24 protein-coding genes are annotated in these 24702 nt (G+C 48.8%); 3 read left to right on the top strand and 21 right to left on the bottom strand.

Annotated elements, in window-relative coordinates:
* Positions 1 to 52 precede the first annotated feature (52 nt).
* Positions 53 to 424: a nuclear transport factor 2 family protein gene (locus tag I8U17_RS02595; RefSeq protein WP_033101064.1), complete on the top strand. Its 372-nt coding sequence runs from the start codon at positions 53 to 55 to the stop codon at positions 422 to 424.
* Positions 425 to 526: 102 nt separating this feature from the next.
* Here I8U17_RS02595 and I8U17_RS02590 read toward each other — a convergent pair whose 3' ends face one another.
* The 11 genes from I8U17_RS02590 to I8U17_RS02540 form a co-directional block, all read right to left on the bottom strand.
* Positions 527 to 1132 (bottom strand): LOG family protein, encoded by a 606-nt coding sequence (locus I8U17_RS02590; RefSeq protein WP_033101063.1) that lies wholly within the window; start codon positions 1130 to 1132, stop codon positions 527 to 529.
* Between the two features lie 31 nt (positions 1133 to 1163).
* Positions 1164 to 1787, bottom strand: coding sequence for a TlpA family protein disulfide reductase (locus I8U17_RS02585; protein WP_198058994.1), 624 nt, complete (start codon positions 1785 to 1787; stop codon positions 1164 to 1166).
* A gap of 395 nt (positions 1788 to 2182) precedes the next feature.
* On the bottom strand, positions 2183 to 3736 hold the full coding sequence (locus tag I8U17_RS02580) for a DHA2 family efflux MFS transporter permease subunit (protein ID WP_198059028.1): 1554 nt from the start codon (positions 3734 to 3736) through the stop codon (positions 2183 to 2185).
* A 100-nt stretch (positions 3737 to 3836) separates the two neighbouring features.
* Positions 3837 to 4472: a biotin/lipoyl-containing protein gene (locus I8U17_RS02575; RefSeq protein WP_198055438.1), complete on the bottom strand. Its 636-nt coding sequence runs from the start codon at positions 4470 to 4472 to the stop codon at positions 3837 to 3839.
* A gap of 36 nt (positions 4473 to 4508) precedes the next feature.
* Entirely contained in the window at positions 4509 to 5207 is a 699-nt protein-coding gene (locus tag I8U17_RS02570) for an HlyD family secretion protein (protein WP_052154202.1), read from the bottom strand.
* A 15-nt stretch (positions 5208 to 5222) separates the two neighbouring features.
* Entirely contained in the window at positions 5223 to 5666 is a 444-nt protein-coding gene (locus I8U17_RS02565; protein ID WP_052154201.1) for a MarR family winged helix-turn-helix transcriptional regulator, read from the bottom strand.
* A gap of 437 nt (positions 5667 to 6103) precedes the next feature.
* A complete protein-coding gene (locus tag I8U17_RS02560) occupies positions 6104 to 6922 on the bottom strand; it encodes a TIGR03943 family putative permease subunit (protein ID WP_198058993.1) in 819 nt (272 codons plus the stop codon).
* Between the two features lie 19 nt (positions 6923 to 6941).
* Entirely contained in the window at positions 6942 to 7985 is a 1044-nt protein-coding gene (locus I8U17_RS02555) for a permease (protein WP_081943851.1), read from the bottom strand.
* 324 nt (positions 7986 to 8309) lie between these two features.
* Positions 8310 to 9350: an NADP-dependent oxidoreductase gene (locus I8U17_RS02550; RefSeq protein WP_033101056.1), complete on the bottom strand. Its 1041-nt coding sequence runs from the start codon at positions 9348 to 9350 to the stop codon at positions 8310 to 8312.
* Positions 9351 to 9473: 123 nt separating this feature from the next.
* Entirely contained in the window at positions 9474 to 10253 is a 780-nt protein-coding gene (locus I8U17_RS02545) for an ABC transporter permease (protein WP_052154200.1), read from the bottom strand.
* Positions 10246 to 11175 carry an ABC transporter ATP-binding protein gene (locus I8U17_RS02540; RefSeq protein WP_198058992.1) on the bottom strand — a complete coding sequence of 310 codons (930 nt, stop codon included), beginning with the start codon at positions 11173 to 11175 and terminating at the stop codon, positions 10246 to 10248. The genes I8U17_RS02545 and I8U17_RS02540 overlap by 8 nt, the downstream gene beginning before the upstream one ends.
* 347 nt (positions 11176 to 11522) lie before the next feature.
* Between I8U17_RS02540 and I8U17_RS02535 the strand changes: the two genes are divergently transcribed.
* Positions 11523 to 12071: a flavodoxin family protein gene (locus I8U17_RS02535; RefSeq protein WP_198055440.1), complete on the top strand. Its 549-nt coding sequence runs from the start codon at positions 11523 to 11525 to the stop codon at positions 12069 to 12071.
* A 46-nt stretch (positions 12072 to 12117) separates the two neighbouring features.
* On the opposite strand, the gene I8U17_RS02530 is transcribed toward I8U17_RS02535, so the two are convergent.
* From I8U17_RS02530 to I8U17_RS02510, 6 genes are all read right to left on the bottom strand, one after another.
* Positions 12118 to 13389, bottom strand: coding sequence for a metal-dependent hydrolase family protein (locus tag I8U17_RS02530; RefSeq protein WP_198055441.1), 1272 nt, complete (start codon positions 13387 to 13389; stop codon positions 12118 to 12120).
* Positions 13390 to 13648: 259 nt separating this feature from the next.
* On the bottom strand, positions 13649 to 14101 hold the full coding sequence (locus I8U17_RS02525; RefSeq protein ID WP_198058991.1) for a phosphoheptose isomerase family protein: 453 nt from the start codon (positions 14099 to 14101) through the stop codon (positions 13649 to 13651).
* Positions 14102 to 14112: 11 nt separating this feature from the next.
* Positions 14113 to 15372, bottom strand: coding sequence for an MFS transporter (locus tag I8U17_RS02520; RefSeq protein WP_198055443.1), 1260 nt, complete (start codon positions 15370 to 15372; stop codon positions 14113 to 14115).
* A gap of 132 nt (positions 15373 to 15504) precedes the next feature.
* A complete protein-coding gene (locus tag I8U17_RS18715; RefSeq protein ID WP_370589204.1) occupies positions 15505 to 15666 on the bottom strand; it encodes a hypothetical protein in 162 nt (53 codons plus the stop codon).
* Between the two features lie 39 nt (positions 15667 to 15705).
* Positions 15706 to 15858 (bottom strand): hypothetical protein, encoded by a 153-nt coding sequence (locus I8U17_RS18710; RefSeq protein ID WP_370589203.1) that lies wholly within the window; start codon positions 15856 to 15858, stop codon positions 15706 to 15708.
* Between the two features lie 274 nt (positions 15859 to 16132).
* Positions 16133 to 17173: a LacI family DNA-binding transcriptional regulator gene (locus I8U17_RS02510; protein WP_198055444.1), complete on the bottom strand. Its 1041-nt coding sequence runs from the start codon at positions 17171 to 17173 to the stop codon at positions 16133 to 16135.
* Positions 17174 to 17725: 552 nt separating this feature from the next.
* Here I8U17_RS02510 and I8U17_RS02505 point away from each other — a divergent pair.
* Positions 17726 to 19318, top strand: a complete 1593-nt coding sequence (locus tag I8U17_RS02505; RefSeq protein ID WP_198055445.1) for an APC family permease — start codon at positions 17726 to 17728, stop codon at positions 19316 to 19318.
* Between the two features lie 194 nt (positions 19319 to 19512).
* Here I8U17_RS02505 and I8U17_RS02500 read toward each other — a convergent pair whose 3' ends face one another.
* The 4 genes from I8U17_RS02500 to I8U17_RS02485 form a co-directional block, all read right to left on the bottom strand.
* On the bottom strand, positions 19513 to 19926 hold the full coding sequence (locus I8U17_RS02500; protein ID WP_198058990.1) for a VOC family protein: 414 nt from the start codon (positions 19924 to 19926) through the stop codon (positions 19513 to 19515).
* A gap of 224 nt (positions 19927 to 20150) precedes the next feature.
* Positions 20151 to 20888: a glucosamine-6-phosphate deaminase gene (nagB, locus tag I8U17_RS02495; RefSeq protein ID WP_198058989.1), complete on the bottom strand. Its 738-nt coding sequence runs from the start codon at positions 20886 to 20888 to the stop codon at positions 20151 to 20153.
* A gap of 312 nt (positions 20889 to 21200) precedes the next feature.
* Complete coding sequence (locus I8U17_RS02490; protein WP_198058988.1) at positions 21201 to 22124, bottom strand: cation diffusion facilitator family transporter; 924 nt, start codon at positions 22122 to 22124, stop codon at positions 21201 to 21203.
* 144 nt (positions 22125 to 22268) lie between these two features.
* Entirely contained in the window at positions 22269 to 24689 is a 2421-nt protein-coding gene (locus I8U17_RS02485; RefSeq protein WP_370589202.1) for a heavy metal translocating P-type ATPase, read from the bottom strand.
* Positions 24690 to 24702 lie beyond the last annotated feature (13 nt).

The following is a 24702-nucleotide window of genomic DNA, read 5'->3' as shown; positions in this document are numbered from 1 at the left end:
AAAACCGCTATACTGTTCAGAAAAAAATCAAAACTTCTCAGGGAGAATGTCCATGGAAAGCGGAACTTCTTTAAAAGAACATTTGCGTCAGCTTGAGGAAAAATTATTACTGCCCGAGGTCCGCAGATCCCGGGAGGAACTTTCCAAATTGCTCGCTGATGAATTTTTTGAGTTTGGAAGCTCAGGCACAGTCTGGTCCAAAGAGGAGATTGGAAGCGAAGGGCTGAGTGTAAGGAAAATGAGTTTGTCCCATTTTGAAGTGCATCTTTTGGCTCCGGATGTAGCTTTAACGACTTACCGCGTGAAAGATGAAACGCGAAAAATGGATACACTGCGCAGCTCTGTCTGGAAACTGAAAGAGGGAAGATGGCAAATGATCTTCCATCAAGGAACACCGACAAGCCCTATGAGTGATGAACCGTAAACCCCGTCATGACAAGTCGATTCTTTTGCTCCCCTCCATCTCCGATGGCCGGTCAGGGGGGGCCAGCTTGCCCGGGCTTTTATGCCAGGGTGTGCCGGCAGGTCATGATCGCTTTGATGCACCTTTTTGGGGAGCTAGCTCTTCCCATTTAAGCACCGGCTTCGGCGGGCGGTAAGAAAACAGTTTTTTTACCAACGCTTCTGCATCGCTCTCACAGACAAACAAATCGAGATATTCCGGCCTGATAAAACCGTCATCAATCCCTTTCTCCACCAACTGTAAAAGCGGATTAAAATATCCGGCCGCATTTAACAGTCCGATCGGTTTTTGATGAATTCCCAATTGTGCCCAGCTCAACACCTCAAAAATCTCCTCAAAAGTGCCGTACCCGCCGGGAAGAGCGACAAAAGCATCGGAGAGTTCCCCCATTTTCGCTTTGCGCTCATGCATGCCTTCAGTCTCGTAAAAATGGGTCAGATGGTGATGCTTCAATTCTTTCCGCGATAAAAAAGCGGGCATCACTCCGATTGCGATACCGCCATTTTCCAAAACGGCATCTGCGACAATGCCCATCAATCCCTTACTGGAACCTCCATAAACCAAGCTCAAACCCGATTTGGCCATCACGAGCCCGAGTGATTTTGCTGCATCCCTGTACTCGGGATTCCTGCCGGGATTGGAACCGGCGAAGACACAGATATTTTTCACCTTTGTCCCTCCTGTTTTTATTCCCATCTGTTCATTTCCCTTTTTTCAACACTTTTTGCAACTGCTCCCGCAGCAGTTCTTCCGTCATCGGGCCCGAATGATGATAAAAGATCCTGTGTTCCCGATCCAGAATAAAGGTTTGCGGAAAAGCCTTGGCAAAATAGGAATTGCCGACATCTCCGCTTTGGTCCAGCAAAACCGGAAGTGTGATGTGATTTCTCTTCACAAACCGGCCGATGGCAGCTTCATGCTCGGTATATGCGGCGTCGATCATATAAAAGTTTACTTGATCTCCCATCTGCGCATACACTCGTTGAAAAGCGGCCATCTCCTCCTGGCAATAATCACAGTAGGTCGCCCAGAAGTTGATCACCACCGGTTTCCCCTTGCTCTGGCCGAGTCCCGCTTCGCCACCTCCCCATTTGGGAAGGGTAAAATCAGGCGCTTTTGTACCTGTTTTCGGGACATGATCCTGAATGTAGTCGCTGACAGTATAAACAGGGGTCTGACGGCTTTTCGCTTCCCCCGTCTCTTTTTTTTCTATGTAATGCCAAAAAGCTCCGCCCAATAAGGCTACCAGCAGAACCCACGCAAACACGCGCACGCTTTTCATCTCTCTCACCTTTTGCCAAGTTGATCCGTTCCGTTCTTTCATTCTACCAAATTCTTCACTTTTTTCGGAATCGGAAACTGAAATCCCCGGGCTTGATTCATAACAAAATAATCAAATTATTCATAATAAACATGAATTTTATATTATAATAAAACTATCATCCCTGGAAAGGAGGATTCCTTATGCTGATCCGTTCCAAATGTTCGGTTTGCGGCAAAGACGATTGTGAGTGCAAATAATCATGAGCGCGAAATGAAAAGAGCGCCCCGGGATCTTGGGGCGCTCCGCTTGTTTGCCATGTTTCAGGATCTTGGTGCTTCTCTTTGCTTCTATCAAAGTGCATTGGAGATCAGGCCGCGAGGCACCCATCTTGCCGGATGACTCAATAGCCGGACACGGTCCCTCACTCCCCGGCCCGGATTTTCTCCTGTCAGCAATCAACCTGCTGCAACCTCTTTTTTCGGTTCCATCTTTTCCGTTTCGAGGGCAACATCTTCCTTCGTCGCTTTTTTCAGATGATCCTTGCGCACGTCACGCAGGAAAATACTTAAGACAAATCCGACCACGGCAAAACCCATCGACCAGAAAAAGGCGTCATTGACTCCCATTACAGCTGCTTGCTGGTTAATTTGCCCGAACAAGAGCGTCGCCAGCGTCTGTTTTGCTTGCGCCATCGGAATTCCAAGGGCATCCGTCAATTTCATCACATGCTCCTGAAAAGTTTGTGCAAATCCGGGGTCCATCAGGTTTGCCGATTCCGTCATTTTACCGAGGTGGAATGTCGTGCGCGTACTGAAAATGGTCGTAACCACACTGATCCCAATCGAACCGGAAATTTGGCGCAAGGTATTGGACATCGCCGTTCCGTGCGCATTTTTTTCCGCGGGCAATTGGTTCAATCCCGCTGTCATGATCGTCATCATCAAAAGCGACATTCCAAAGGAACGAATCATGAACAAGATGAGAATATGGAAATAATCCGTATCCAATGTCAGCTGGGTAAATCCATAGGTGGTCAGAGCCGTAATCAGCATGCCAACAATCGCCAGCGGACGCGGACCGATCTTGTCAAACAAACTCCCGGAAATCGGGGACATAATCCCCATGATCACCGCCCCCGGCAACATGAGCAGGCCGGATTCGAGCGGAGTAAAACCGCGCAAGTTTTGCAGATAGATCGGAGTCAGAAACATCCCGGCGTACATGCAGATCGTTACCAGCGCGCTGATGACACTGGACAGTGAAAAGGCATCGTATTTAAAGACGCGGAAATCCAGCATCGGATGTTTGGAGCTGAGCTGCAAAATAACGAACAGGGCGATCAAGACGATCCCGACGATGATCGAGACGTCGACCACCGTATCATCCCAGCCTTTACTTCCCGCTTCGCTCAACCCATACAGGAGCAGTCCGAAGCCGGCGGTGGAGATAATCGTTCCCCACAAATCAAACGGCGGTTTGGACCGCGGCTTTGTATCTTTTAGCAAGAACGAAGCAAAGATGGTGACAAACAAACTGAGCGGCACGATGCCGTTAAACAACACGCGCCAACTGTAATGCTCCATGACCCATCCCGACAGAGTGGGACCGACGGCGGGAGCAAACATCATCCCGAGACCAAAGATCCCCATTCCTTTCCCGCGCATTTCCGGCGGAAAGATCGACAAGATGATCGTCATAACGAGCGGCATCAGGATTCCTCCGCCGACTGCCTGAATCAGGCGGCCGATCAGCATCACACTGAAGGTAGGCGCGATTCCGCACAGGAACGATCCAACTGTAAAGAAGATCATGGCTCCCAGGAATAAGGTCCTTACCCCAAACCGTTCAATCAGGTAAGCAGACATCGGAATCAAGATCCCGTTAATCAGCATGTAGCCTGTGAGGAGCCATTCCGCTGTTGTCGCGCTGACGTTAAATTCATTGATCAAGTGAGGAATGGCGACATTGAGCAAGGTTTGGTTCAAGATCGCCAGAAATACCCCCAACATCAAGATGGACAACAAGGGAATATGACGGGCAATCCCTCCCTGGGCCTCCGCTTCATTTCGCTGAGTCACAAGTGCCCCTCCTTTCTGTTTCTGCCAACGATCATTTATGAATCTTCACTTCTGCGTTCATCCCGGGAACAAGCCCGTTTGGATAATTGTCCATCGAAATTTTCACAGGAATCCGCTGTACCACTTTCGTATAATCGCCACTGGCATTGTTTTGCGGAATCAAAGAGAAAACAGAGTTGGTCGCCTGACCGATCTGCTCGACCTTCCCTTTGATCCGGGTATCAGAATTTGCATCAACAGTAATATCCACTTCTTGACCGACACTGATATCTTTGATCTCCGTTTCTTCGACATTGGCAAGGATATACAACTTGCTAAAATCAACGACATCAGCCAACGCTTGACCCGGAGCGACCATTTGCCCGACCAGTCCTTTGTTTTGCACAATCGTTCCGTCAATCGGAGCTTGAATATCGACCGTGTTCGACCCAATGTTAACTTTTCCGAGCGCCTGTCCTTTGGTCACTTGATCTCCTTCATTCACTTTCCATTCGGTCAACTTTCCTGCGCTGTCAGCAGCAACAGGTACAATATCTCCCATCACTTTCGCATCATCGGTTTGAATGAAATTGGTTTCGTTGTAATAGTAGTAGTATCCGCCGATCCCAAGTCCGACAATGATAATAAAAATAACCGCATTGATCAACAATAACTTTCCTGTCTTCATGAAAGTTCTCCTCTCACCGGAAAATTTTCTGCTCTCCTATTTGTGTATTTGTACGGACGCATTCATTCCAAGAGCGATGTATTTCCCATTCAAATCATCAATCGAAATTTTGACCGGAACACGTTGCACTTCCGGCGAATCCGTCGTTTTCGCCGTCAATGCAGATGACGCCTGAAGGACATTTCCGGCAGAATTGCCGATTTCCACCACTTTTCCGTGGAAAGAATCACCAGGATAAGAATCCAGTGAAATGTCGACGTCTTTGCCTTTGCTCACATCGTTAATCTCCTGTTCATCGATATAAGCGGTAATGTAAGCATTGGACAAATCGGCAATCATGGCGAGCGGCTGTCCTTGTGCCACCACTTCTCCCGGCACGACATCGGTTTGCAAAATCACCCCGTTGATCGGAGACGTAATCTTATCAACTGCCGGTTGCTCTGCCATCTTTGCCTGATCCAGACCGGAGAGCTTGACAGCATCGGCCGAGCTCGTTGAATCGATGGCCATCTGTTCGTCTCCCAGCAATTGATCCGCTGAGACCTTATCTCCAGATGACAGCTTCCAGTCTGTAATCCTTCCTGTCTGTTTGGCATATACGGTGGTGAGGTCTGCCTGGACTTGCGCATTATCAGTGCTGACATATAAGGAATTTTGATACCAATAATAAGCCCCGGCTCCGACCGCCGCCACCAGAAAGACGATCACGATGATACTGATTGCAATACGCTTCATGCGGCTTACTCCTTCTTATAAATTTGGCTCGCTTTCAATTATGGTCGCCAGCTTTAACAATGTATCCGTTAAACTGGCAACCTCTTTTGGTTTTAAGCGGTCGACATATCGACGCAACTGGCGAATCTGGTTCGACGAAAACTGTTGAAACATTTCCTGATCCTTTTCCGTCAGGCTGATCCAGACGATACGCCGGTCATGTTCATCCCGCTCGCGCTTGACCCATCCGCTTTTTTCCAAACGATCGACAATCCCGGTGATCGAACTGGTCGATGTTTCCAATTTCTTGCTCAACTCGCCGAACGATTGCCGGCCGTCCTCCCGCAAAACCTGGATCACCCGAGCCTGAGGTATCGTCAAATGGCAAGTTTTTAACTCTTCTTGCAAGATCTTGCGATAAGCCTGAAAACAACTGTGCATGGCATTGATGAGTTCTTGAATCTGTTCGTCGCTTACCAAAGATGGTCACTCCCGTTAACATTTAGGGATCGAAAATATTCCTCATACGAACGATTAATATAATAAAATTTAATGAGGTTAAATGTCAACACCAAAAACAATTAGGTTTGTGAAATATTTTTTAAAGCTTTCATAATAAAATTTCATTCGGTTTATTTTTTAGCATACAAAAAAGGACTCTGAAATGAAAAACTCGTTCCAAAGTCCCATGGTCTTTCCGCTGATAATCTCTTGTATCCTCTTTCCGATTGAAAATTCGTTTGCTCAGGCGTGCGGGAATGTTTTTCCCCTTTCGCAGACTGACCGTTTTTTCAGGATAGCAGCAGCCCTTTGAAAACTGAAGATGCAGGGCTGTTAAAATGAAACGACCTGCAACGTAAAAATCTCCAACCATTCCGTTCATTGAAGTTGCGAAAAGCAGCGAAAGCCGTCAATGTCTAAGAGGGATAAATATAGGGATTTTTGGGAGGAGATACAAACTTCACAGACTCTACTTTAATCACGGGCGTTATTTCCCCCTCAATCTTTTCCGTCTTCAGCGTTCCCTCCACTTCAACCCAACGGTCCTTTTTCAGAGAATCGGCATGATTGTCTTCAGCCAAGATTCCCACAACCGCCGCGTCGGCCACGCAACAGCTAACCGCCATCCGTCCGGGAACAAACTGGTTGGATTTAAACGATTCGTCCCGGTAGACAAAACCCATGGTCCGGATTTTCTTTCCTTTGAATTTCTCGGGATACAGCAAAATCACGTTCAGCCGTTCAAAATAATTTTGATCGTTGAAAGTAATTACCGGCATTTTTACCAATTCAGCCGCTTCCTTTTTGTATTGCGCCTCCCAGCTCTCCTGGCCGTCGGAGAGAGTCTCGCTTTGGCCTTTGTCGGTGCTATTTTTCCCATCGTTATTCTGATCAGACTGGCTTTTGGTTAACACTTTCTGATCCGATTGCGAAGATAAGTAGGTAAACATTTTATGATTGGCAATGCTCCCATCCAAAACCTTCGGCGGAAACAGGAAAAACATAAAAAGGGGAAAAATGACGAATCCATATCCCCAAAATCCTGTTCTATGTATATCTTTCTCTTTCAGATTCCATAATTGAATCAAACCCAGGACAAGCAATAAAAAGATACTGATCGCCACCAACCACTTCAACCGCGGGTTAATAAACAGGTCGATGTTTTTCGTGACGAGAAGGTATAAAAGCATGATCGCATTCCCGATGAGAATGGCAGTGCGAAGGATTGCGGTCATTCATCCGGTCTCCTTTCATTTAGACAAACAGCAAGATTGACAGAATGGTCAGGAGCGTGGTTCCGCCCCAAAAAAACCAAACGACAGAAGAGCGAAAGCTCCCGATCATCATCAGTAAATTTTTCAAATCCATCATCGGCCCGTATACGAGGAAACTGAACAGGGGAGCGTTTCCTAAAATTCCCCGAAAAGAAGCGGCCACAAACGCATCCGATGATGAACAAATGGACAGTCCGAATGCGATTCCCATCATCACGATCACAGCGATCCCCTCATGTGCAGCAACCGATTTCATCACTGACAATCCAATAAACGTTTGAAAGCAGGCTGCGATGAAAGCGCCGGCCACAAAATACTTTCCCATGTCAATAAATTCAAAGATCGCATGATAGAACGCATGACACAATCGCGCTTCCAAACCCCGATGGTCATGGCAGTGATCATGTGGATGAGCATGATCGTGATGGCAGGAATGATGGCAGTCTGCTTTTTGCAGATTTCCTTTTAAAACATCGGTCTTACTGAAAAAAAGCAAAAACATAATCCCCATCGCCACGGCAATCCCCGCCCCCAATCCGAGACGCAGGAAAACCATATCCCAGTTGTTTCGGAAAGCAATATAGGTAGAAACGGCGGTAACAGGGTTCACAATCGGAGCTGCCAGTAAAAACGTAAATGCGGTATGAGCCGGAAGCCCTTTTTGGATCAAACGACGGGCGACTGGCACAATTCCGCATTCGCAGATCGGAAGAAAGATTCCAAGACACGCCGCCAGAGGGATTGATAAGAGCGGGTTTTTGGGGATCCACTTCCAGATGACCTCTTCATCCACAAACTCATGGATCAAGACGGAGACAAATACCCCCATCAAAATAAATGGCAAACCTTCAATAAAAATGCTGAGAAAAATGGTGGACAGGTTTTGCAACTGAACGTTATCCGTAATTGCAAATTTCGCCATCAAACTTCCGAGTTCCATGATCTGACCGGAAGTTAAAAAGTAAAACAGGGCGATAAAAACGAGAACTCCCGTAATCTCAATGTAGTAATTTTTCAGCCACATTCTGATTGTTCCTCCAGTCTGAACGCGATCCGGCATGTTGATTTGTCATCATATTGGAATTTTATGACGAGCTAAATCAAAATTATTACGATTTAATTCCCGCTTTCAATATCATATCAAAACATCAACCCTTTATAAATCAATAATTGTTTCAAAATCAGGATAAATTCAACCGAAGAAAAAATCAGGCTGATTCTGATTTCTGCCCCGCTCAAAACAAACACGATCCAAAGATGAACTCTTTCCCGCTCGCAAAAAAATATAAAAAAAGACGGTAACGTCCTTTGCGTCACCGACTTTTTATATCACATCAGGCTGTTAAGGTTATTCTTTCACAGGCCGCTTGGAGGGCTCTGCCACCTTGACCAGCTGTTTGCCCAGATTTTCCCCTTTGAACAATCCGAGAAAAGCATCAATGGTATTCTCAAAACCTTCCACAATATTTTCTTCATATTTCAATTTGCCCTGCTTCAACCATTCAGCCAACTGGTTGGTTCCTTCATCGAATCGGGCTGCATAATCGGATACGATAAACCCTTTCATCAGCGCCTTATTGATCAGCAGCAAGGGTTGTATCCTCGGCCCGATATCGGCCTTTTCCAGGTTGTACAAGGAAATTTGGCCACAGACCGGAATACGGGCGTGGGGATTCAACAGTCGCATGACCGCATCGGAGATTTCGCCCCCGACATTGTCAAAATAGATATCCACACCCTCCGGGCAAGCTTCTGCCAACGCTTTTTTCAACTCTTTCGTCGTCTTGTAGTTAATGGCGGCATCAAATCCAAGCTCGTCGAGCAGGTATTGAATCTTCCTGTCTGAACCGGCAATCCCCACAACACGGCACCCTTTAATTTTGGCAATTTGGCCAACCGTCATACCAACCGCCCCTGCCGCACCGGACACAACAACGGTTTCCCCCGGTTTCGGCCGGCCGATATCAAGCAACCCGAAATACGCGGTCAGCCCGGTCATGCCCAGAATCCCCAAGGCCGTGGTAACCGGGGCGATCGTTTCATCGATCTTTCGCAATTGCGCACTATCCACCGTTTGCATCGTTTGCCAGCCATAATTGCCGATCACGAGATCCCCTTCATCCAGTTCGCTTGCCCTGGACTGGATAACCTCGCCGATCACCCCTCCGGTAATCACTTCATTGAGCGGATATGGAGGAACATACGATTTTTGGTCATTCATCCGTCCCCGCATATAGGGATCAACCGATAAGTATAAGGTGCGAACCAATACTTCACCCGTTTTCGGCTCCGGCACAGTCCCTTCAACCATTTTGAAATCGTCTTTTGCCGGCAGTCCTTTCGGCCTTTTTACCAATAAGATCTTTTTGTTTGCCAACGCTTCGGCCATACTTTCGCCTCCATCGCAAATTTGGTTCAAGAAAACATCATTTTTTCGGCACATTTTTTCACAAAAGCAAACCTGTTAACCCTTTTCCCGGTCCACTTTTGATCTCAAACCAAATTTCCGGCCTCAAACAGTAATATCTCTTTTTGCAAATGCCCACCATGAGATTATGTGGAAAAGAATAAAATAGACCAGTAAAACGATGACGGAAAAAGTGGCGCTCATGCCCGGATAAGGCGGTTGTCCCCCTGAGAGATACTGTGTGAAATCCATATTGGCAAAGAGGAGATATTTTCCCCAGGCAAAGCCGAACATATTTAAAAACTCAATCAGAACGGCCCCGGCAAACACCAGAAAAACCGAGAGGCCGATCGCCACTGAACTGCTGCGCGTCCAAGCGGATAGCATAAAAGCGAGTGTCGCCATCATCACAATTTCCACAAAATAAAGGGAATATGTGGTGATCAGCTCCTTGATCAGGGGAACCGGACTTCCGTAAGCGGAGGTGACGCCGAAAAAGACCGCTCCAAACAAAAAGGAGCAGACGATGAGCGTTACCACGAAAATCACGGAAAACAGCAACACGGTAACATACTTGGCCCAAAGGATTTTTATACGTCGCGCCGGACGGATCAGCAGCATTTTCACCGTTCCCCAGTTAAACTCGCTCGACACGATGTCTCCGGCAATCACCACGGTCAAGATTTGCGCGATCGGCAACAGGTGTGAGTCAAACTCGAAAAATCCCCATAGATCCTCCGGCCTTCCCGAAGCCTTTTCCATATACTTCAAGACGAAAGCGGAACAAAAACTGACCACGATATAGAATCCGAGCATTACATAGGTTCTCGTCCGCTCAAATTGTTTCATCATTTCATTTTGAATCAAGCGAAAAAAATCAGGCAATCTCATCACCTTCTGTCATTTCCAGATACTTGTCCTCCAGCGATTGATCCATGGTCCGAATTCCGTAAACTTTTATTCCTGCTTCCGTCATTCTGGCGTTCAGTTCGGCGATCTGCTCCCGTTTCAGCTCGATCTCAAACCCTCCCGGCACTTGAGCCCATTCTTTGTTCCAGCTTTTCTTTTTAAGCAGCTCAGGAATTTTTTCAACCGAATCAACTTCAAAGTGAACCTTGAACATCCCGGCCTTCTGATTTTCAAGTTTTCCAACCGATCTTATGCCTGCCAGTTTCCCCTGGCGAATGATTCCCACCCGGTCACACATCAGCTCCATCTCGGACAGAAGATGACTGGACACAAGAACGGCGACATTTTCCTTCTTGGCCAGTTCGCGCAAATAATCGCGCAGTTCGCGGATTCCGGCAGGGTCCAGACCGTTAGTCGGCTCATCCAGGATCAACAACGAAGGGCGGTGCAGAATCGCTTGTGCCAGACCCAGGCGCTGGCGCATCCCCAGGGAGTACGTCTTAACCGGATCATGAATGCGATTTTCCAACCGGACCAGGGAAACAACTTCATCGATCCGCTCCTGGTCTACACCCGGTGTCATCCTGGCAAAATGAACCAAATTCTTGTACCCCGACATGAATTGATATAACTCCGGATTTTCGACCACCGCTCCAATCCCGCGGACCGCTTGTTCAAATTGCGTTTTAATGCTGAAATCATGAATCATAATATCTCCCTCGGTGATTCCCATCAATCCGACGATCATCCGGATGAGGGTCGTTTTTCCGGCACCGTTGGGACCGAGGAGCCCAAATACTTCTCCGGCATAAACCTTAAAGGAGAGGTTTTCGACAATCGTTTTATTATGTATTTTTTTCGTGACATTGTTCACCTTCAAAACCGGTTTCCGTTTCATAATGCCCTCCCAAGACAGCATCAACCTTACATCAGGTGTTTATCATAAAACATTATTGACTGAAAGCCTTGCCACCAGACAAAACTCTCCATCCAATTGTAACAGATTTGTGCTGTCCGGCCCAAAGTCTTTCACATTGATTGTATCAGGGACTCCTTTTTAAAAAAGAACCATTTTCCTGCGCCATTGTCCCCGTTTTTCGCTTCCGTCAACAATAAAAAAAGATGATGATTGTCTGCGCGTTCATGTGAATTTCCGGTTTCCGTTCATGAAAACAAGGGAATTGCTGTATGATGGCGAACACACAAGTTTAAGTTGCCTATTCCCAAAAGCAGGAGTTGATGGATATGAAAATCGTCGCCCTTTACGGCAGTTCCCGAGAAAGTGGAAATTCGGAACAACTGGCCGATTATGCCCTGGACGGGCTTCAGGCGACCAAGATTTACCTGCGGCATAAAAAAATCCTTCCCGTTGCTGACGGCCGCCACTCGCCCGAAGGATTTCACCCTGTTGACGATGACTATGAAAGCATCATCACCCAGGTAATAAATCATGATGTTATTTTCTTTATTACTCCGCTGTATTGGTACGGAATGTCCGGGTTGATGAAAAATTTCATCGATCGCTGGTCGCAAAGCCTGCGCAACACGAACTACGATTTCAAAGGAAGCATGAAGGATAAACAGGCATTTGTCATTGTCACCGGAGGAGATTCGATAAACGTGAAGGGACTTCCTCTCATTCAGCAATTCCAGCTGATTTTTGACTTTATGTCGATGAAATTCGGCGGATATATCCTCGGTGTCGGAAATAAGCCGGGCGAAGTGATGAATGATCAGCACGCCTTACATCAGGCGCGGCTATTGAACCAACAACTGCAAGCTGTGCAGTCTTAAGCGGCAAACGCCACCCCTTCCCTGCAAAGAGGTGGCGCTTCGCCATTTATTTTGTTTTTGACTCCTGCTTGCGCAGATCCTTCACGATTTTCCCGCCTTTAATAACCATCACGATCTGATCCTGATTTTCAAGTGCACGGATATTTTTCAGCGGATCAACCCCGGTCAAAACAAAATCCGCCCATTTTCCTTTTTCAATTGTGCCCACCTCTTCCTCCCATTGCAAACAAGCTGCAGCCATCTGCGTCGCAGCCACAATCGCTTCCATCGGGGACATGCCGATCTCGCAGAGAAGTCCCAATTCGCGCAGATTCTGGCCGTGGGCCATCACCCCGGCATCGGTGCCCATCGCGATTTTCACGCCGGCGCGAAAAGCCTGTCTGATGCTCTCCCGGTGAATTTCAATCACTTCTTTTGATTTGCGGATGGCATGTTCCGGCATGGTTCCCTCCTGCTCCGCCATCTCCAGAACAGCCAGCGGGGCGAGCAGCGTGGGAACGAGATACGTCCCCTGTTTCAGCATGAGCTCAATGGCTTCATCATCCAAGAAAATCCCGTGCTCAATCGAATGAACACCGGCACGGACGGCATTTTTAATCCCCTCGTTCCCCTGGGCGTGAGCCATCACTTTGATTCCCCGGCGAAACGCCGCTTCCTCAACCATCACTTCCAGCTCCGCCTGGGTAAATTGGGTAAATTCCGGATGGTCAGTGGGGCTCATCACCCCTCCGGTGCTGCAAACTTTGATGAAATCGGCCCCTGCCCGCAACACTTCGCGCACTTTTTTGCGAACCTCATCGGGCCCGTCGCAGACCCCCAGCGGGTTTCCCGGATATCCGCCAAAAAGGGCCGGCGTTACATCCACACCCGAACGCTGCCAAAAATCGAGGTGTCCCCCCGTTATGCTTAAGGGAGTTATGCTGATTTTCATCCGCGGGCCGAGAACCAGCCCGTTTTCCACGGCCATCTTCACCCCGGCATCGGCGCCGCCTGCATCCCGCACAGTGGTCACACCCGCCGCAACCGTGGCTTTCATATTCCGGATCGAATCATAAAATTTATAAGAAAAAGGGGTGTTCAAACTATTGGCGAAATTGACCGGGGACATCATAACATGAACATGGGCATCGATAAATCCCGGCAATAAAGTAAACCCATCCGCATCAATCGTCCGCACCGGCACATCGGGAATCCGAATGCGATTCACATGCCCGACCTCAGCAATGCGTCCATCCCGGACCAGCACGGCCATCTCTTTCTTCGGTTCACCCCCTTTTCCATCAATTAAGGTCACATTTTTAATCAGGATAGCCTCCACGTTGATCCTTCCTTTCTGCTCAGCCGGAATCACGGATAATTTACCCTAATAGAAAGAAAATAAAATATAATAATGCAATTAATAAATAACACCTCTCCAAACTGGAAGAGGCGTGCCTTATTATTGAAAAAATTCAATTTTTCCTGTTGGTCTTGGTGCTTTTCAGCTTCTGTCTTCTTTCTCACAAAGTGCTGCAATAGAGCATCAATCCCGCTTCACCCTATTTGGCAACAGCCTTGTACATATCTGCTGCTCCAAATCAGCATGTCTGGCTCTGGCTTTTCGGTGGCCGATTGCGTTCAACCAGGCATACCGCAGGCAAATGGCATCCGGCAAAAGCGGGGGCACTGGTCAGGCAGGGAACCGGGCGGCTGGATGGCGGCTTTCTTTCCCCGCCGGCGATCCTTGGTCGCGGCCAGTACATGAAGGATCGCGTCAGCCTACCCCCCGGCGGAGACTTCGGATTAGCGGTGACGGCAAGAACTTTGCAGCCGATCCGTCTCGCTTTTTCCTCGATCATCAGTACTGATTGTGTCTTCCCGGAAACAGTGATGACGAGATCCTCTGCGGCAATGGCGGGAGCAATCGTCTCTCCGACGACATAGACGTTCAATCGACATGCCATCTTCTTGATCAGTGAAGTCCCCGCTTCAATCCAATCCGTTTCCGCTTCCACCCGGGCAGCGATCCTGACCGCCTCGCCTGCCGTCATTCATCTGATATTCACCTTTCATGTTTCTCCTCTTTTTTGCTTACAGCCAGGGTTAAAACCACCGACAGCAGGAGGGCTGCCGCCATGAAGATATAAGAAGCATTCGGACTGCCGGTCGCACCGTTCAAATACCCGACAACGTATGAACCGACAAAGGAACCGAGCGCTCCCATGCTGTTGATCAACGCCATCGCTCCGCCGGCGACATTGCGCGGCAAAATCTCGGGAACAATTGCAAAAAAAGGACCATATGGCGCGTACATCGTACCGCCGGCAATCACGAGCAAAACGTAGGAAAGCCAAAAGTCGGAGTTACCCAAGAGATACGATCCGGAAAAGGCGAGGGCTCCGATGAGCAGAAGCGGCCACACAAATACTTTCCGCTTCATCAGGCGGTCGGAGTAATATGAGACGACCAGCATAAGAATGACGGCGAGCAGATAGGGAACGGAGGAAAGCCATCCTGTCGCGACGATCCCCATTTTTGACGCCGATTTTAAAATCGATGGCAGCCATAACACAAATCCATAAACACCGATGCTCCAGCAAAAATATTGCAGGGAGAGCAGTATCACATTTTTCGATTTAAACGCTTCCCAATAGTTTTTGGCCGGCTGTACTGTCTGCTGCTCTTGCTCCAATGCTCGGGAAATCCCGGCTTTTTCTTCTTTGGTGAGCCATTTCGCCATCTCCGGTTTGTCGTCAACCAGTTTTACCCAAACAAAGGCCCAGATCACCGCCGGAAGCCCTTCAAGGATAAACATCCAGCGCCAATTGAACACATCGACCAAATAGCCCGAAACAACGGACATCCACAAAACCGTCACCGGGTTCCCCAGGATGAGAAACGTGTTGGCGCGGGATCGTTCCTCTTTGGTGAACCAATGGCAGAGAAACACGAGCATGGCCGGCATTACAACGCTTTCGGCAACGCCGAGCACAAAGCGAATTACCAGCAGCGCTTTTACATCAGTCAGAAATCCAGTCGCCGATGCGCACAATCCCCAAAGGATCAGCGTCCAAAAAATCAGCTTTTTCGCACTTCTCTTTTCGGCATAATGCGCACCGGGGATTTGAAAAAAGAAATAACCAAGGAAAAATAAGGCCCCGATCAGCGAGGAAACTTCCTCTGTGATATGCAAATCTTCGGCCATCCCGCCTGCCGCTCCAAACCCGTAGTTGGCGCGGTCGAGGTAGGCCAGGCTGTAAGTGATGAAAACGATCGGAATCAAGCGATACCAGCGGCTTTTGGCCAAACGATTGTTTTCCATCTGATTCACTCCTCAGGTGCGCAGTCATGGTGTGCAGACATAGGACTCCGGCTGCTCCCGTACGGGCAATCCATCCTGGTTCCCCTGACTCATTACTGCCAAGCCCCGATGGCATTTGCCCGCAAAACCGCTTCACGGATCGGCAAACCCTCCAGCATTCCGCTGATGGACACCGACGTCAAATCCGTCTCCCTCTCCTACTGTATCGACCACTTGCGAAACAGGAAATCCTGTAACTTCCCCTTCTTCCGTCACCGTACGATCATCAGCGCCTCTTGCCCCCAACTTGATCACAACCAATTCACCTCCTTATCAAGATAAAATGCTGCCAGATCACGCGGGCCGGTATAGCCGGTGAGGATCCGGGCAGATCACCCGATTCCGGAAATAAACCACCTCGGGGTCACCGCTGCCCGCCTTGGGTTTCAACTGAAAACCGGTCGGATGGTCCGGATCGCCACCATGGAAATATCCACGTTTTCCCATCACAAACTCTCCTTGATCCATTGTCCAAACGGATCATTCCCCACTTCGCTCACCCGGCCGGCACAATATCCCAACCGGAACAGACCGACGGGGACATTGGTTTCCACCCCGGCCACCCCCGGCGTAAACTGCTTACCCGATGAAGCGCTCCGGCTTTACCGGCCGCAGACATTCCCATCGCTTCGCCAAAGGTTACGACATCCGGCATAATCCAACTCTCATTCCCACCTTTTTTGAAATCGGTTTCAAAAAAGGGCGAAAACAGGCAATCTTTCTAGTCCCTCACTTCCGGCGTAGAGCCGCGCACCAGCAATTGACCGGAAAAAGCGATATTTTGCGCCGGCGACCGATCCCCGTCAATCCGCTCCAACACTCTTTTCATCGCGGTCACGCCCATTTCATAAGTAGGCTGTGCCAGGGTCGTGATTCCGGGGCCGATCAGCGGTGCCCATTCCATATCATCAAATCCCAAAACGGCCACATCCTTGCCAATCTCGATTCCTTTCTCCTGAATCAGATGGATCGTTTTTAACAGAATCACCCCGTTTGCCGCAAAGACGGCCCGCTTTCCCTTCGGCGCCTTTTGAAAAAACTCATCCAACAGAAGGGAGAATTCGCGCAACTCGCGTAAATCAATCTCATGAACTTCAGCGGAGACTTCACGATCGGACAACATGTTTTGAAATGTGCGCACCCGTTCCTCCCGCGAACTCACGCCGGCAATCGATTCGCTGAAAAGGGCGATGTGCTTATACCCCCGGGCGAGCAAGTGGTTGACACCAGCAGCCATCGCCTGTTCATTGTCAAGCGTCACGGTGTCAAATCCCAATTCAGGCACTTTTCGGTCGACCAGGACGACGGCTGTTTTCTCTGTCGCCAATTCTTGCAAAAACTTGTTGTTGCGTCCGGTCGTATTGATGATCAAACCGTCGATCCGGTGGGATTGCAGCATAAAAATGTATTCACGCTCTTTGGCCGGATCGTTATCCGTATTGCAAACCATCAGGCTGTATCCGCGCTGCTTGCAGACATCCTCGGCCCCGCGCAAAATCGCGGTGGAAAAAGGATTGGTAATATCAGCGATCACCATGCCGATCAGGTAACTGCGATCCCGTTTCAAACCTCTTGCCATTTTGTTGGGACGGTAATTCAGCTCAGCAATGACTTTTTCTATTCGGTTCAAGGTGCTGTCAGACAGCATATGGTACTTTCCGCTTAAATAGCGGGAAATCGTCGTTTTTGACACACCGGCCAGTCTTGCTACATCTGAAATGGTGGCACGGTCCGATTGCTTCTTTTGTCTCTTATTTTCCATCTTTACAGTCCCTCATGCCAACTGCTCATTTATTTTTGAAACCGGTTTCATTATACCAAATTATCTTTCTTTTCACAAGTCCTCGAAAAAAACAGGATATTGATCTGTTAACCACAGGTTGATTTACATCCACTTGGAAAAAGTTTTTTGAATCTCCTTCCTTGCAAGGCAGCAAGGAAGACCAGATCTGCCCGCTTGCAATCCCCTGCATCATATCCCTTTATTTTCCAATTAACACTGCTTATCTATTAAAATACATTCTATTTTATTCGTATACCTCCCCAGGCTGATCAAACTGTTTTTCATCATATGACGCAAAATCCGAACATTATTTTCTACAGCGACCTTTTCTCCTTCTTATGCGTGTTAAATAAAAATAAATCATCACTCAAAAGGGTTAATTTTCGCCTTTAACCCTGGTATATTTCGGTTTTCTAAATAACAATTTTTGTAAATAAAAGGTTTTAATTTGATTTACAATTCATTTTTATGCGATACTATTATCAGTGAATTAATCTACTAGTATATCCTGCTATAGTTGGAGGTAGCCATATGAAAGGGATGAAGAGAAATATTGGAACATTTGCCCTTATGATGACCGGCCTCGGTTCGATTATTGGATCCGGCTGGCTCTTTGGAGCATGGAAAGCGGCCTCAGTTGCCGGACCCGCCGCGATCTGGGCATGGGTCATTGGAATGATCGCCATTATGTTCATCGGCTTGACCTATGCCGAATTGGGCGCGATGTTCCCCGAAGCAGGCGGAATGGTACGTTACGGCCATTATTCACACGGATCATTTCTTGGGTTTATATCCGGCTGGGCCAACTGGATCGCGATTGTTTCCGTCATTCCTGTGGAAGCGGTTGCTTCGATACAATATATGAGTTCCTGGCCTTGGGCATGGGCAAAAGCCCTGTACAACGGAGAAACGCTTTCCCCGGTCGGGCTGGTGCTCGCCGCCTGTTTGGTCGTTGTCTATTTCCTGATCAACTACTGGACGGTCAAGCTGTTTGCCCGTGTTAACACGGCCATCACCGTCTTCAAATTCCTCATTCCCGGACTGACGATTATCGGGCTCATTTACGCCGGTTTTCACGCTAACAACTTCACTCATGCCCCCGGCGGTTTCACTCCGAACGGCTGGGCAGGCGTGCTGACGGCTGTGGCCACATCGGGAATCGTTTTTGCCTTTAACGGATTTCAAAGTCCGATCAATATGGCCGGAGAAGCAAAAAATCCAAGCCGTTCCGTTCCAATCGCAGTCGCCGGTTCGATTCTCCTGGCAGGAATCATCTATGTCTTGTTGCAAACCGCTTACATCGGTGCAGTGCCGGATCATCTGCTGGCCAAAGGCTGGGGTGTCCTGAACTTTAGCTCTCCCTTCGCCGATCTGGCCTTGGCTCTAAACCTGAACTGGCTTGCCCTCCTGCTGTTTGCAGATGCATTCGTTTCTCCGTCCGGTACGGGTATGACCTATACGGCAACCACGGCCCGGATGATTTACGGTATGGAACAAAACGGTTATTTCCCACGTATATTTGGAAAAATCCACCCGGTTTACGGCGTTCCGCGACCGGCGATGTGGTTTAACCTGGCTGTTTCGTTTTTATTCCTGTTCATTTTCCGAGGATGGGGATCACTGGCTGAGGTTATTTCCGTCGCGACGCTGATCTCGTACGTAACCGGCCCGATCTCGGTCATGGCATTCCGCCGCATGAAAGACGTAAATGTTTCACGTCCTCTCAAAATCAAAGGCATGCCGGTAATCGCGCCGCTGGCGTTTATCGTTGCATCGCTGATCCTGTATTGGGCGACCTGGCCGCTGACCGGTCAAGTCACCCTGATCATGATCATCGGATTGCCCGTTTATTTCTACTATCAAGCCAAAAACAACTGGAAAGACTTTGCTGCCAACTTTAAAGCCGGCCTCTGGCTGGTCGTCTATCTGATCGTGATGATGGGAATTTCCTATCTGGGCAGCAGCAAATTCGGCGGAACCAATCACATCCCTTACGGCATGGATATGGTTGTCGTCGTCATCGCAGCTCTGATATTTTATTTCTGGGGCATCCGCAGCGCTTTGCCTTCCTATCAAGGCAAACAGGATGAGCAGAGCAACGAACAGATGAAAATCGCCAACTGATCCTCGTTCTTTAAAAACTGACTGTCCACCTGGCTGGGCAGCAGTTTTTTTATAAACGCAGATTCTATTCACATTTGAAACCGTCACTGCTTTCGTGATGCAAAGTTCCGTCATGATCTTGAAAGTCTCAAGCATGCAAACCCATGCAGTATCAACACGGACAATAGCCCCTTTCAATGACTTACGTCAGAAAATTACAGTTGACAATTCAAGTCCCAGTTGATGCCGAACCGGTCGGTCAGCTTCCCGTATTTCGCCCCCCAAAAAGTGTCCTGAAGCGGCATAAGAACTTCTCCGCCTTCAGCCAAAGCGTTGTACACCTTTTCAATCACATCCGCTTCTGTCAACTCCAATGTCAGACTCACCTGATTTCCAAAGTTGACAGATTGGTTTCCGATCGCATCTGAGAAATAGATCGCTTGATCCGCCACCTTGAGATGACCGTGCAGAATTTTGTCCCGGTCCTCTTCAGCACAAGAGATATCCGGTACATCTCCATAGCGTCGAAGGGTAACGATTTCCCCGCCAAAAACATCCCTATAAAAATACATCGCTTCCTCACTGTTTCCCCGCAAGTACAAATAGGGATTAATTTTTGCCTGAATCACCTGTCCATTCGACTTCCTTTCCTCATGTAATGTTGGAACGCATTTTCATGAACGGTTATATTTATCCAGTCTTCACCTCTATTCGGGATTATAATCCGGAACATATGTTTCGTAACCCTGTTTTTTGAGGGTGAAGAGCATTGTGAACGATTGAAACTTTCCTGTACTCCTACATACAAAAAGAAGCCGCCCGCAATCCGGACGACCTCTTCTGATCAACCATCCTAACAACGGATGGAAAGAGAAGAAAGGGCTTCTTCATCGGCAATGATGGTCACATGTTGATGCATTTTTAAAACAGATGCCGGCAGTTCTTCGGTCACCTCGCCGTAAATGAGCCGCTGCAACACTTCCGCTTTTCTTTTGCCGACGGCGAGCAGCAAGATCTCTTTACTCTTCATGATCGATGCGATCCCCATCGTGACGGCGAAGGCCGGGACTTCCTCCAGGGAAGAGAAAAATCGGCTGTTGGCGATCCGGGTCGATTCTTCCAATTTAACAACATGCGTAAAGGAGTGAAATGAAGTTCCCGGTTCATTGAAACCGATATGCCCGTTGATGCCAATCCCCAGCAGTTGCAGATCAATTCCGCCGCTTTGGTCGATCATTTGCTCATAACGTCTGCATTCCTCTTCCAGATTTTCCGCCATGCCATCGGGTATATGGACATTTTGCGGGGGTATGTCGATAAAATCAAACAGTTTTTTATTCATATAGGTATGATAGCTTTGCGGATGATCAGGCGGCAGCCCTACATATTCATCCAAATTAAACGTGGTGACGTGCTGGTAGGTAGTGCCGTTTTGCCTCGCCTCTTCCACCAGTATTCGATAAACCCCTTGTGGTGTGCCACCAGTCGCCAGACCCAAAGTCAGCTTTTTCTGCCCTTTGACCTTCCTTAAAATGAGTTCGGCTGCCTTATGGCAGAGATCAGGATAATCTTTTGCCTTGATCAGCTGCATCGCGGCCCCTCCTTCCGTTATGAAAACTGCCACTTTCCCCTTTACCTGGTTCAATGTCCGGTTCCATTTGCAACAGACATCATCAGTTTTTGAAAAAATGGATCATTTATATGCAATTGGTTATTTATGGTGGCTATGCTTTCATTTTTATATTATCATTTAGTCATATAGTTGTATATACCAATATGTATGCAATATTTCCCGATAAAAAAGAAGCCCCATTGCGAGCTTCTGTCTTCCCCAACAGCCTTGAGATGAAGCTGATTGCACCGCCTCTTCCGCCAGGCTTCTCCGGGATTCCTCCCGGGGTGTTTAATGCAATTCAGGATGCTGAAGCTGTTCCGTTTCCACCTGAATCGTCGTATGGTGAATCTGAAAATGTTCGGCGATCAGCCGGATTGCCTGTTGCAAAATCTGTTGCTGGTCAATCTGTTCCTCGACCAGCAAGTGGCAGGAGAGCGAATCGAGCCCGGAGGTAATCGTCCAGACATGCAGGTCATGCACATTGATGACCCCGGGAATGCTCCGCAAAATTTTGTCCACCTCATCACAATCGACCGTTACCGGCGTACCTTCCATCAAAATGTGCAACGAATGGGAAATCACACCCCAAGCTCCTTTCAAAATGAGGACCGCAACCAAAATACTGATCAGGGGGTCAGCGTAATACCAAGAAAAAAGGTAGATCAGCACCCCGGCCGCGATCGCTCCCAGAGAACCGAGGGCATCTCCCAGAACATGAAGATAAGCGCTGCGCAAATTCACATTCCCTTTTACATCCCCTTTGCTCAGTAAAGCCCAGGCGCTCAGCAGATTGGCAACAAGCCCGACGGCCGCGATCAGGATCATCGGGCCGCTGGAAACGCGGGCAGGATGGAAAAAGCGCAAAACCGCCTCCCAAATAATCCATCCGGAAATGATGAACAACAACACTCCGTTAAAAAGTGCCGCCAGGATTTCAAACCGGTAATATCCATAAGTTTTGCGCGGGGATGGAGGCCGAACGGCAAACCACAGGGCGGCAAAGCTGAGGAAAAGGGTAGCGGCATCGCTGAGCATATGTCCTGAATCGGACAACAAAGCCAAACTATGAGTAAACAATCCGCCGAAAAATTCGAGCAACATAATGCCAACGGTAATCAGCAGAGCGATGAGCAATCCTTTTTTGTTATCTGCCCGCTGATGGCGATGGTGCAAATGCCCGTGATCGTGGTCTCCATGTGTATGAACATGCATGGCCCAGTTTTCACCTCATTTTCCGTCGCAGGTCGGTAGTTTTTGGCCTCTTCTGCCTCCCTGCGTTCCAAATCGTCTGTAAAAGGACGAGAAACTCCCGCAACAATGTCGGGAGTTTTTTATCTCCGGGTCTGTACCGTCTGGTCACTTTGCTCTTTGCAGTCGCAGCGCGTTTAACACAACGGTTACGGAACTGAACGCCATGGCGCTTCCCGCGATCCAGGGAGCGAGAAATCCAGCCGCGGCAACCGGAATCCCCAGTGTATTATATGCAAAGGCCCAAAACAGGTTTTGTTTGATATTGGAAATGGTCTTTTTGCTCATGCGAATGGCGTCGACGATACCGGTTAAATCCCCACGCATCAGCGTAATCTCTGCGGTTTCCATCGCCACATCGGTTCCCGTTCCGATCGCCATGCCAATATCGGCCGTTGCCAATGCCGGGGCATCGTTAATTCCATCCCCGACCATCGCTACTTTCCGCCCTTGTTTCTGCAAATTTTTCACTTCTGCCGCTTTTCCTTCCGGGAGGACTTCGGCGATAACGTGCTCAATTCCTGCCTGTCGGGCAATGGCTGCGGCCGTCCGTTCATTATCCCCGGTGATCATGATCACATCGAGTCCCATCTCTTTCAAGGCATAAACTGCTTGCCGGGATGTTTCCTTGATCTCATCGGCGACCGCCATCACCCCGCATAATTTCCGGTCAATGGCCGCAAACATCGCCGTTTTCCCTTCCTGCTCCAAACGTTCCGCCAATTTCAGACCATCAGCCATCTCCACTTCGTGCTGATTCATCAGGCGGCGCGTTCCGACCAGCACTTCTCTCCCCTCTACCCGCGCCTTGATGCCAAATCCGGCGATCGCTTCAAAATCAGCAGCTTCCACCAACGCGATTCCGCGTTCGCGCGCCCCGGCAACAATCGCCTCTGCCAGCGGATGCTCGGAAAAGTTTTCCGCGGAAGCGACAAGGCGCAAAAAGTCCCGTTCTCCCACACCAAAGGGGATGACATCGGTCAGCACCGGCTTGCCGACGGTGACGGTCCCGGTTTTATCCAGAATGACGGTGTCGATGAGATGAGTGGTCTCCAGATACTCCCCGCCTTTGAATAAAACTCCCAACTCCGCAGCCCGTCCGGAACCGGCCATGATCGAGGTGGGAGTGGCCAAACCCAATGCGCACGGACAAGCGATGACGAGAACAGCGATCATTTTTTCCAAAGCCGAACCAAAATGGCCGGGAGAGACAAGGAAATACCAGATGAGGAAGGTCAGCAGGGCAATGCCGACGACGATCGGAACAAAGATGCCGGAAATGGTATCGGCCAATCGTTGGATCGGGGCCTTGGAACCCTGCGCTTCTTCCACCACTTTGATAATTTGCGCCAAGGCCGTTTCTTTTCCCACCCGGGACGCCTTGATTTTTAGCAGGCCGTTTTTGTTGATCGTCGCCCCGATCACCTGATCGCCCGGAGCTTTTTCCACGGGGATGCTTTCACCGGTCAACATGGATTCATCAACGGCTGAACGCCCTTCCAGCACTTCACCGTCAACCGGTATTTTTTCACCGGGTCTGACGAGAACAAGATCCCCTGCGGCCACATCTTCCACCGGGATTTGCATCTCTTTCCCGTCACGGATGACCGTTGCCGTTTTTGCTTTCAAGCCCGCCAATTTTTTGATCGCTTCGGAAGAACGCCCCTTGGCTTTCGCCTCAAACAGCTTTCCAAGCAAGATCAGCGTAATCAGGATCGCGCTCGTCTCAAAGTAGAGTTCTACCGTTTTGTGCGGATCAAGTGACCATAAGACCACTTGGTACAAGCTGTAGAAATAAGCTGCCGACGTACCGAGCGCCACCAATACATCCATGTTTGCGCTCTTGTTGCGCAGCGCTTTGTATGCCCCGATATAAAACTGTCTGCCGATGAGAAACTGCACGGGAGTAGCCAAAATCAGCTGAAACCAAGGGTTCATGAACAGATGCGGCATCCATATAAAGGAAAGAAAGCGAAAATGGCTTATCATGCTCCAAATGAGCGGAAGGGATAAAACCGCTGACAGGATAAGCTTCCACGTTTGGCGGCGAATCTCTTTTTGTTTGCGCTCTTCTTGCTCTCCCCCCGTATTCGCTTTTTCTGTTGCATGATAACCGAGCGCCTCGATCTTTTTGATGATGTCGGCAAGTTGGACTTCGGCGGGGTTATATTCGACCGTGGCCGACTCCAAGGCAAGATTGACATTGGCATGGAGGACACCGCTTAAGCGACGCAGCCCTTTTTCAATGCGGGCAGCACAGGCCGCGCAGGTCATTCCGGCAATGGACAACTCCTCTTTTTCCGTCAGAACCTGATAACCGAGATCAACAATCTTCTTCCCCACAGCTTCCGGGGAAACCTTGTGCGGGTCATAGGTGAAATCGACCCGTTCCAGGGCAAAATTCACATTGGCATTTTGGATTCCTTCCAGGCGCCGGATGCCTTTTTCAATCCGGTTCGCACAGGCCGCACAAGTCATTCCGCCAACTGCAAACGAACCCTTTTTTTGTTCTGCCGCTTGATCCCCCACGTCCTTCACCTCC

Source organism: Thermoactinomyces sp. CICC 10521 (assembly GCF_016055135.1).
In the GTDB taxonomy this organism is placed as follows: Bacteria; Bacillota; Bacilli; order Thermoactinomycetales; family Thermoactinomycetaceae; genus Thermoactinomyces_A; species Thermoactinomyces_A daqus.
Note: the sequence above shows the minus strand (reverse complement) of the source record. Positions and strands in the feature narration are given on the sequence as shown.

Excerpts from the sequence above, each read along its gene's own strand:
- I8U17_RS02575 (WP_198055438.1), bottom strand. The coding sequence starts at position 4,472 with ATGAAGACAGGAAAGTTATTGTTGATCAATGCGGTTATTTTTATTATC.
- I8U17_RS02505 (WP_198055445.1), top strand. The coding sequence starts at position 17,726 with ATGAAAGGGATGAAGAGAAATATTGGAACATTTGCCCTTATGATGACC.
- I8U17_RS02540 (WP_198058992.1), bottom strand. The coding sequence starts at position 11,175 with ATGAAACGGAAACCGGTTTTGAAGGTGAACAATGTCACGAAAAAAATA.
- I8U17_RS02555 (WP_081943851.1), bottom strand. The coding sequence starts at position 7,985 with ATGTGGCTGAAAAATTACTACATTGAGATTACGGGAGTTCTCGTTTTT.
- I8U17_RS02510 (WP_198055444.1), bottom strand. The coding sequence starts at position 17,173 with ATGGAAAATAAGAGACAAAAGAAGCAATCGGACCGTGCCACCATTTCA.
- nagB (WP_198058989.1), bottom strand. The coding sequence starts at position 20,888 with ATGCAGCTGATCAAGGCAAAAGATTATCCTGATCTCTGCCATAAGGCA.
- I8U17_RS18710 (WP_370589203.1), bottom strand. The coding sequence starts at position 15,858 with ATGGGAAAACGTGGATATTTCCATGGTGGCGATCCGGACCATCCGACC.
- I8U17_RS02570 (WP_052154202.1), bottom strand. The coding sequence starts at position 5,207 with ATGAAGCGTATTGCAATCAGTATCATCGTGATCGTCTTTCTGGTGGCG.
- I8U17_RS02550 (WP_033101056.1), bottom strand. The coding sequence starts at position 9,350 with ATGGCCGAAGCGTTGGCAAACAAAAAGATCTTATTGGTAAAAAGGCCG.
- I8U17_RS02595 (WP_033101064.1), top strand. The coding sequence starts at position 53 with ATGGAAAGCGGAACTTCTTTAAAAGAACATTTGCGTCAGCTTGAGGAA.
- I8U17_RS02535 (WP_198055440.1), top strand. The coding sequence starts at position 11,523 with ATGAAAATCGTCGCCCTTTACGGCAGTTCCCGAGAAAGTGGAAATTCG.
- I8U17_RS02560 (WP_198058993.1), bottom strand. The coding sequence starts at position 6,922 with ATGACCGCAATCCTTCGCACTGCCATTCTCATCGGGAATGCGATCATG.
- I8U17_RS02580 (WP_198059028.1), bottom strand. The coding sequence starts at position 3,736 with ATGTTGGGGGTATTTCTGGCGATCTTGAACCAAACCTTGCTCAATGTC.
- I8U17_RS02585 (WP_198058994.1), bottom strand. The coding sequence starts at position 1,787 with ATGAAAGAACGGAACGGATCAACTTGGCAAAAGGTGAGAGAGATGAAA.
- I8U17_RS02520 (WP_198055443.1), bottom strand. The coding sequence starts at position 15,372 with ATGGAAAACAATCGTTTGGCCAAAAGCCGCTGGTATCGCTTGATTCCG.
- I8U17_RS02525 (WP_198058991.1), bottom strand. The coding sequence starts at position 14,101 with ATGACGGCAGGCGAGGCGGTCAGGATCGCTGCCCGGGTGGAAGCGGAA.
- I8U17_RS02490 (WP_198058988.1), bottom strand. The coding sequence starts at position 22,124 with ATGCATGTTCATACACATGGAGACCACGATCACGGGCATTTGCACCAT.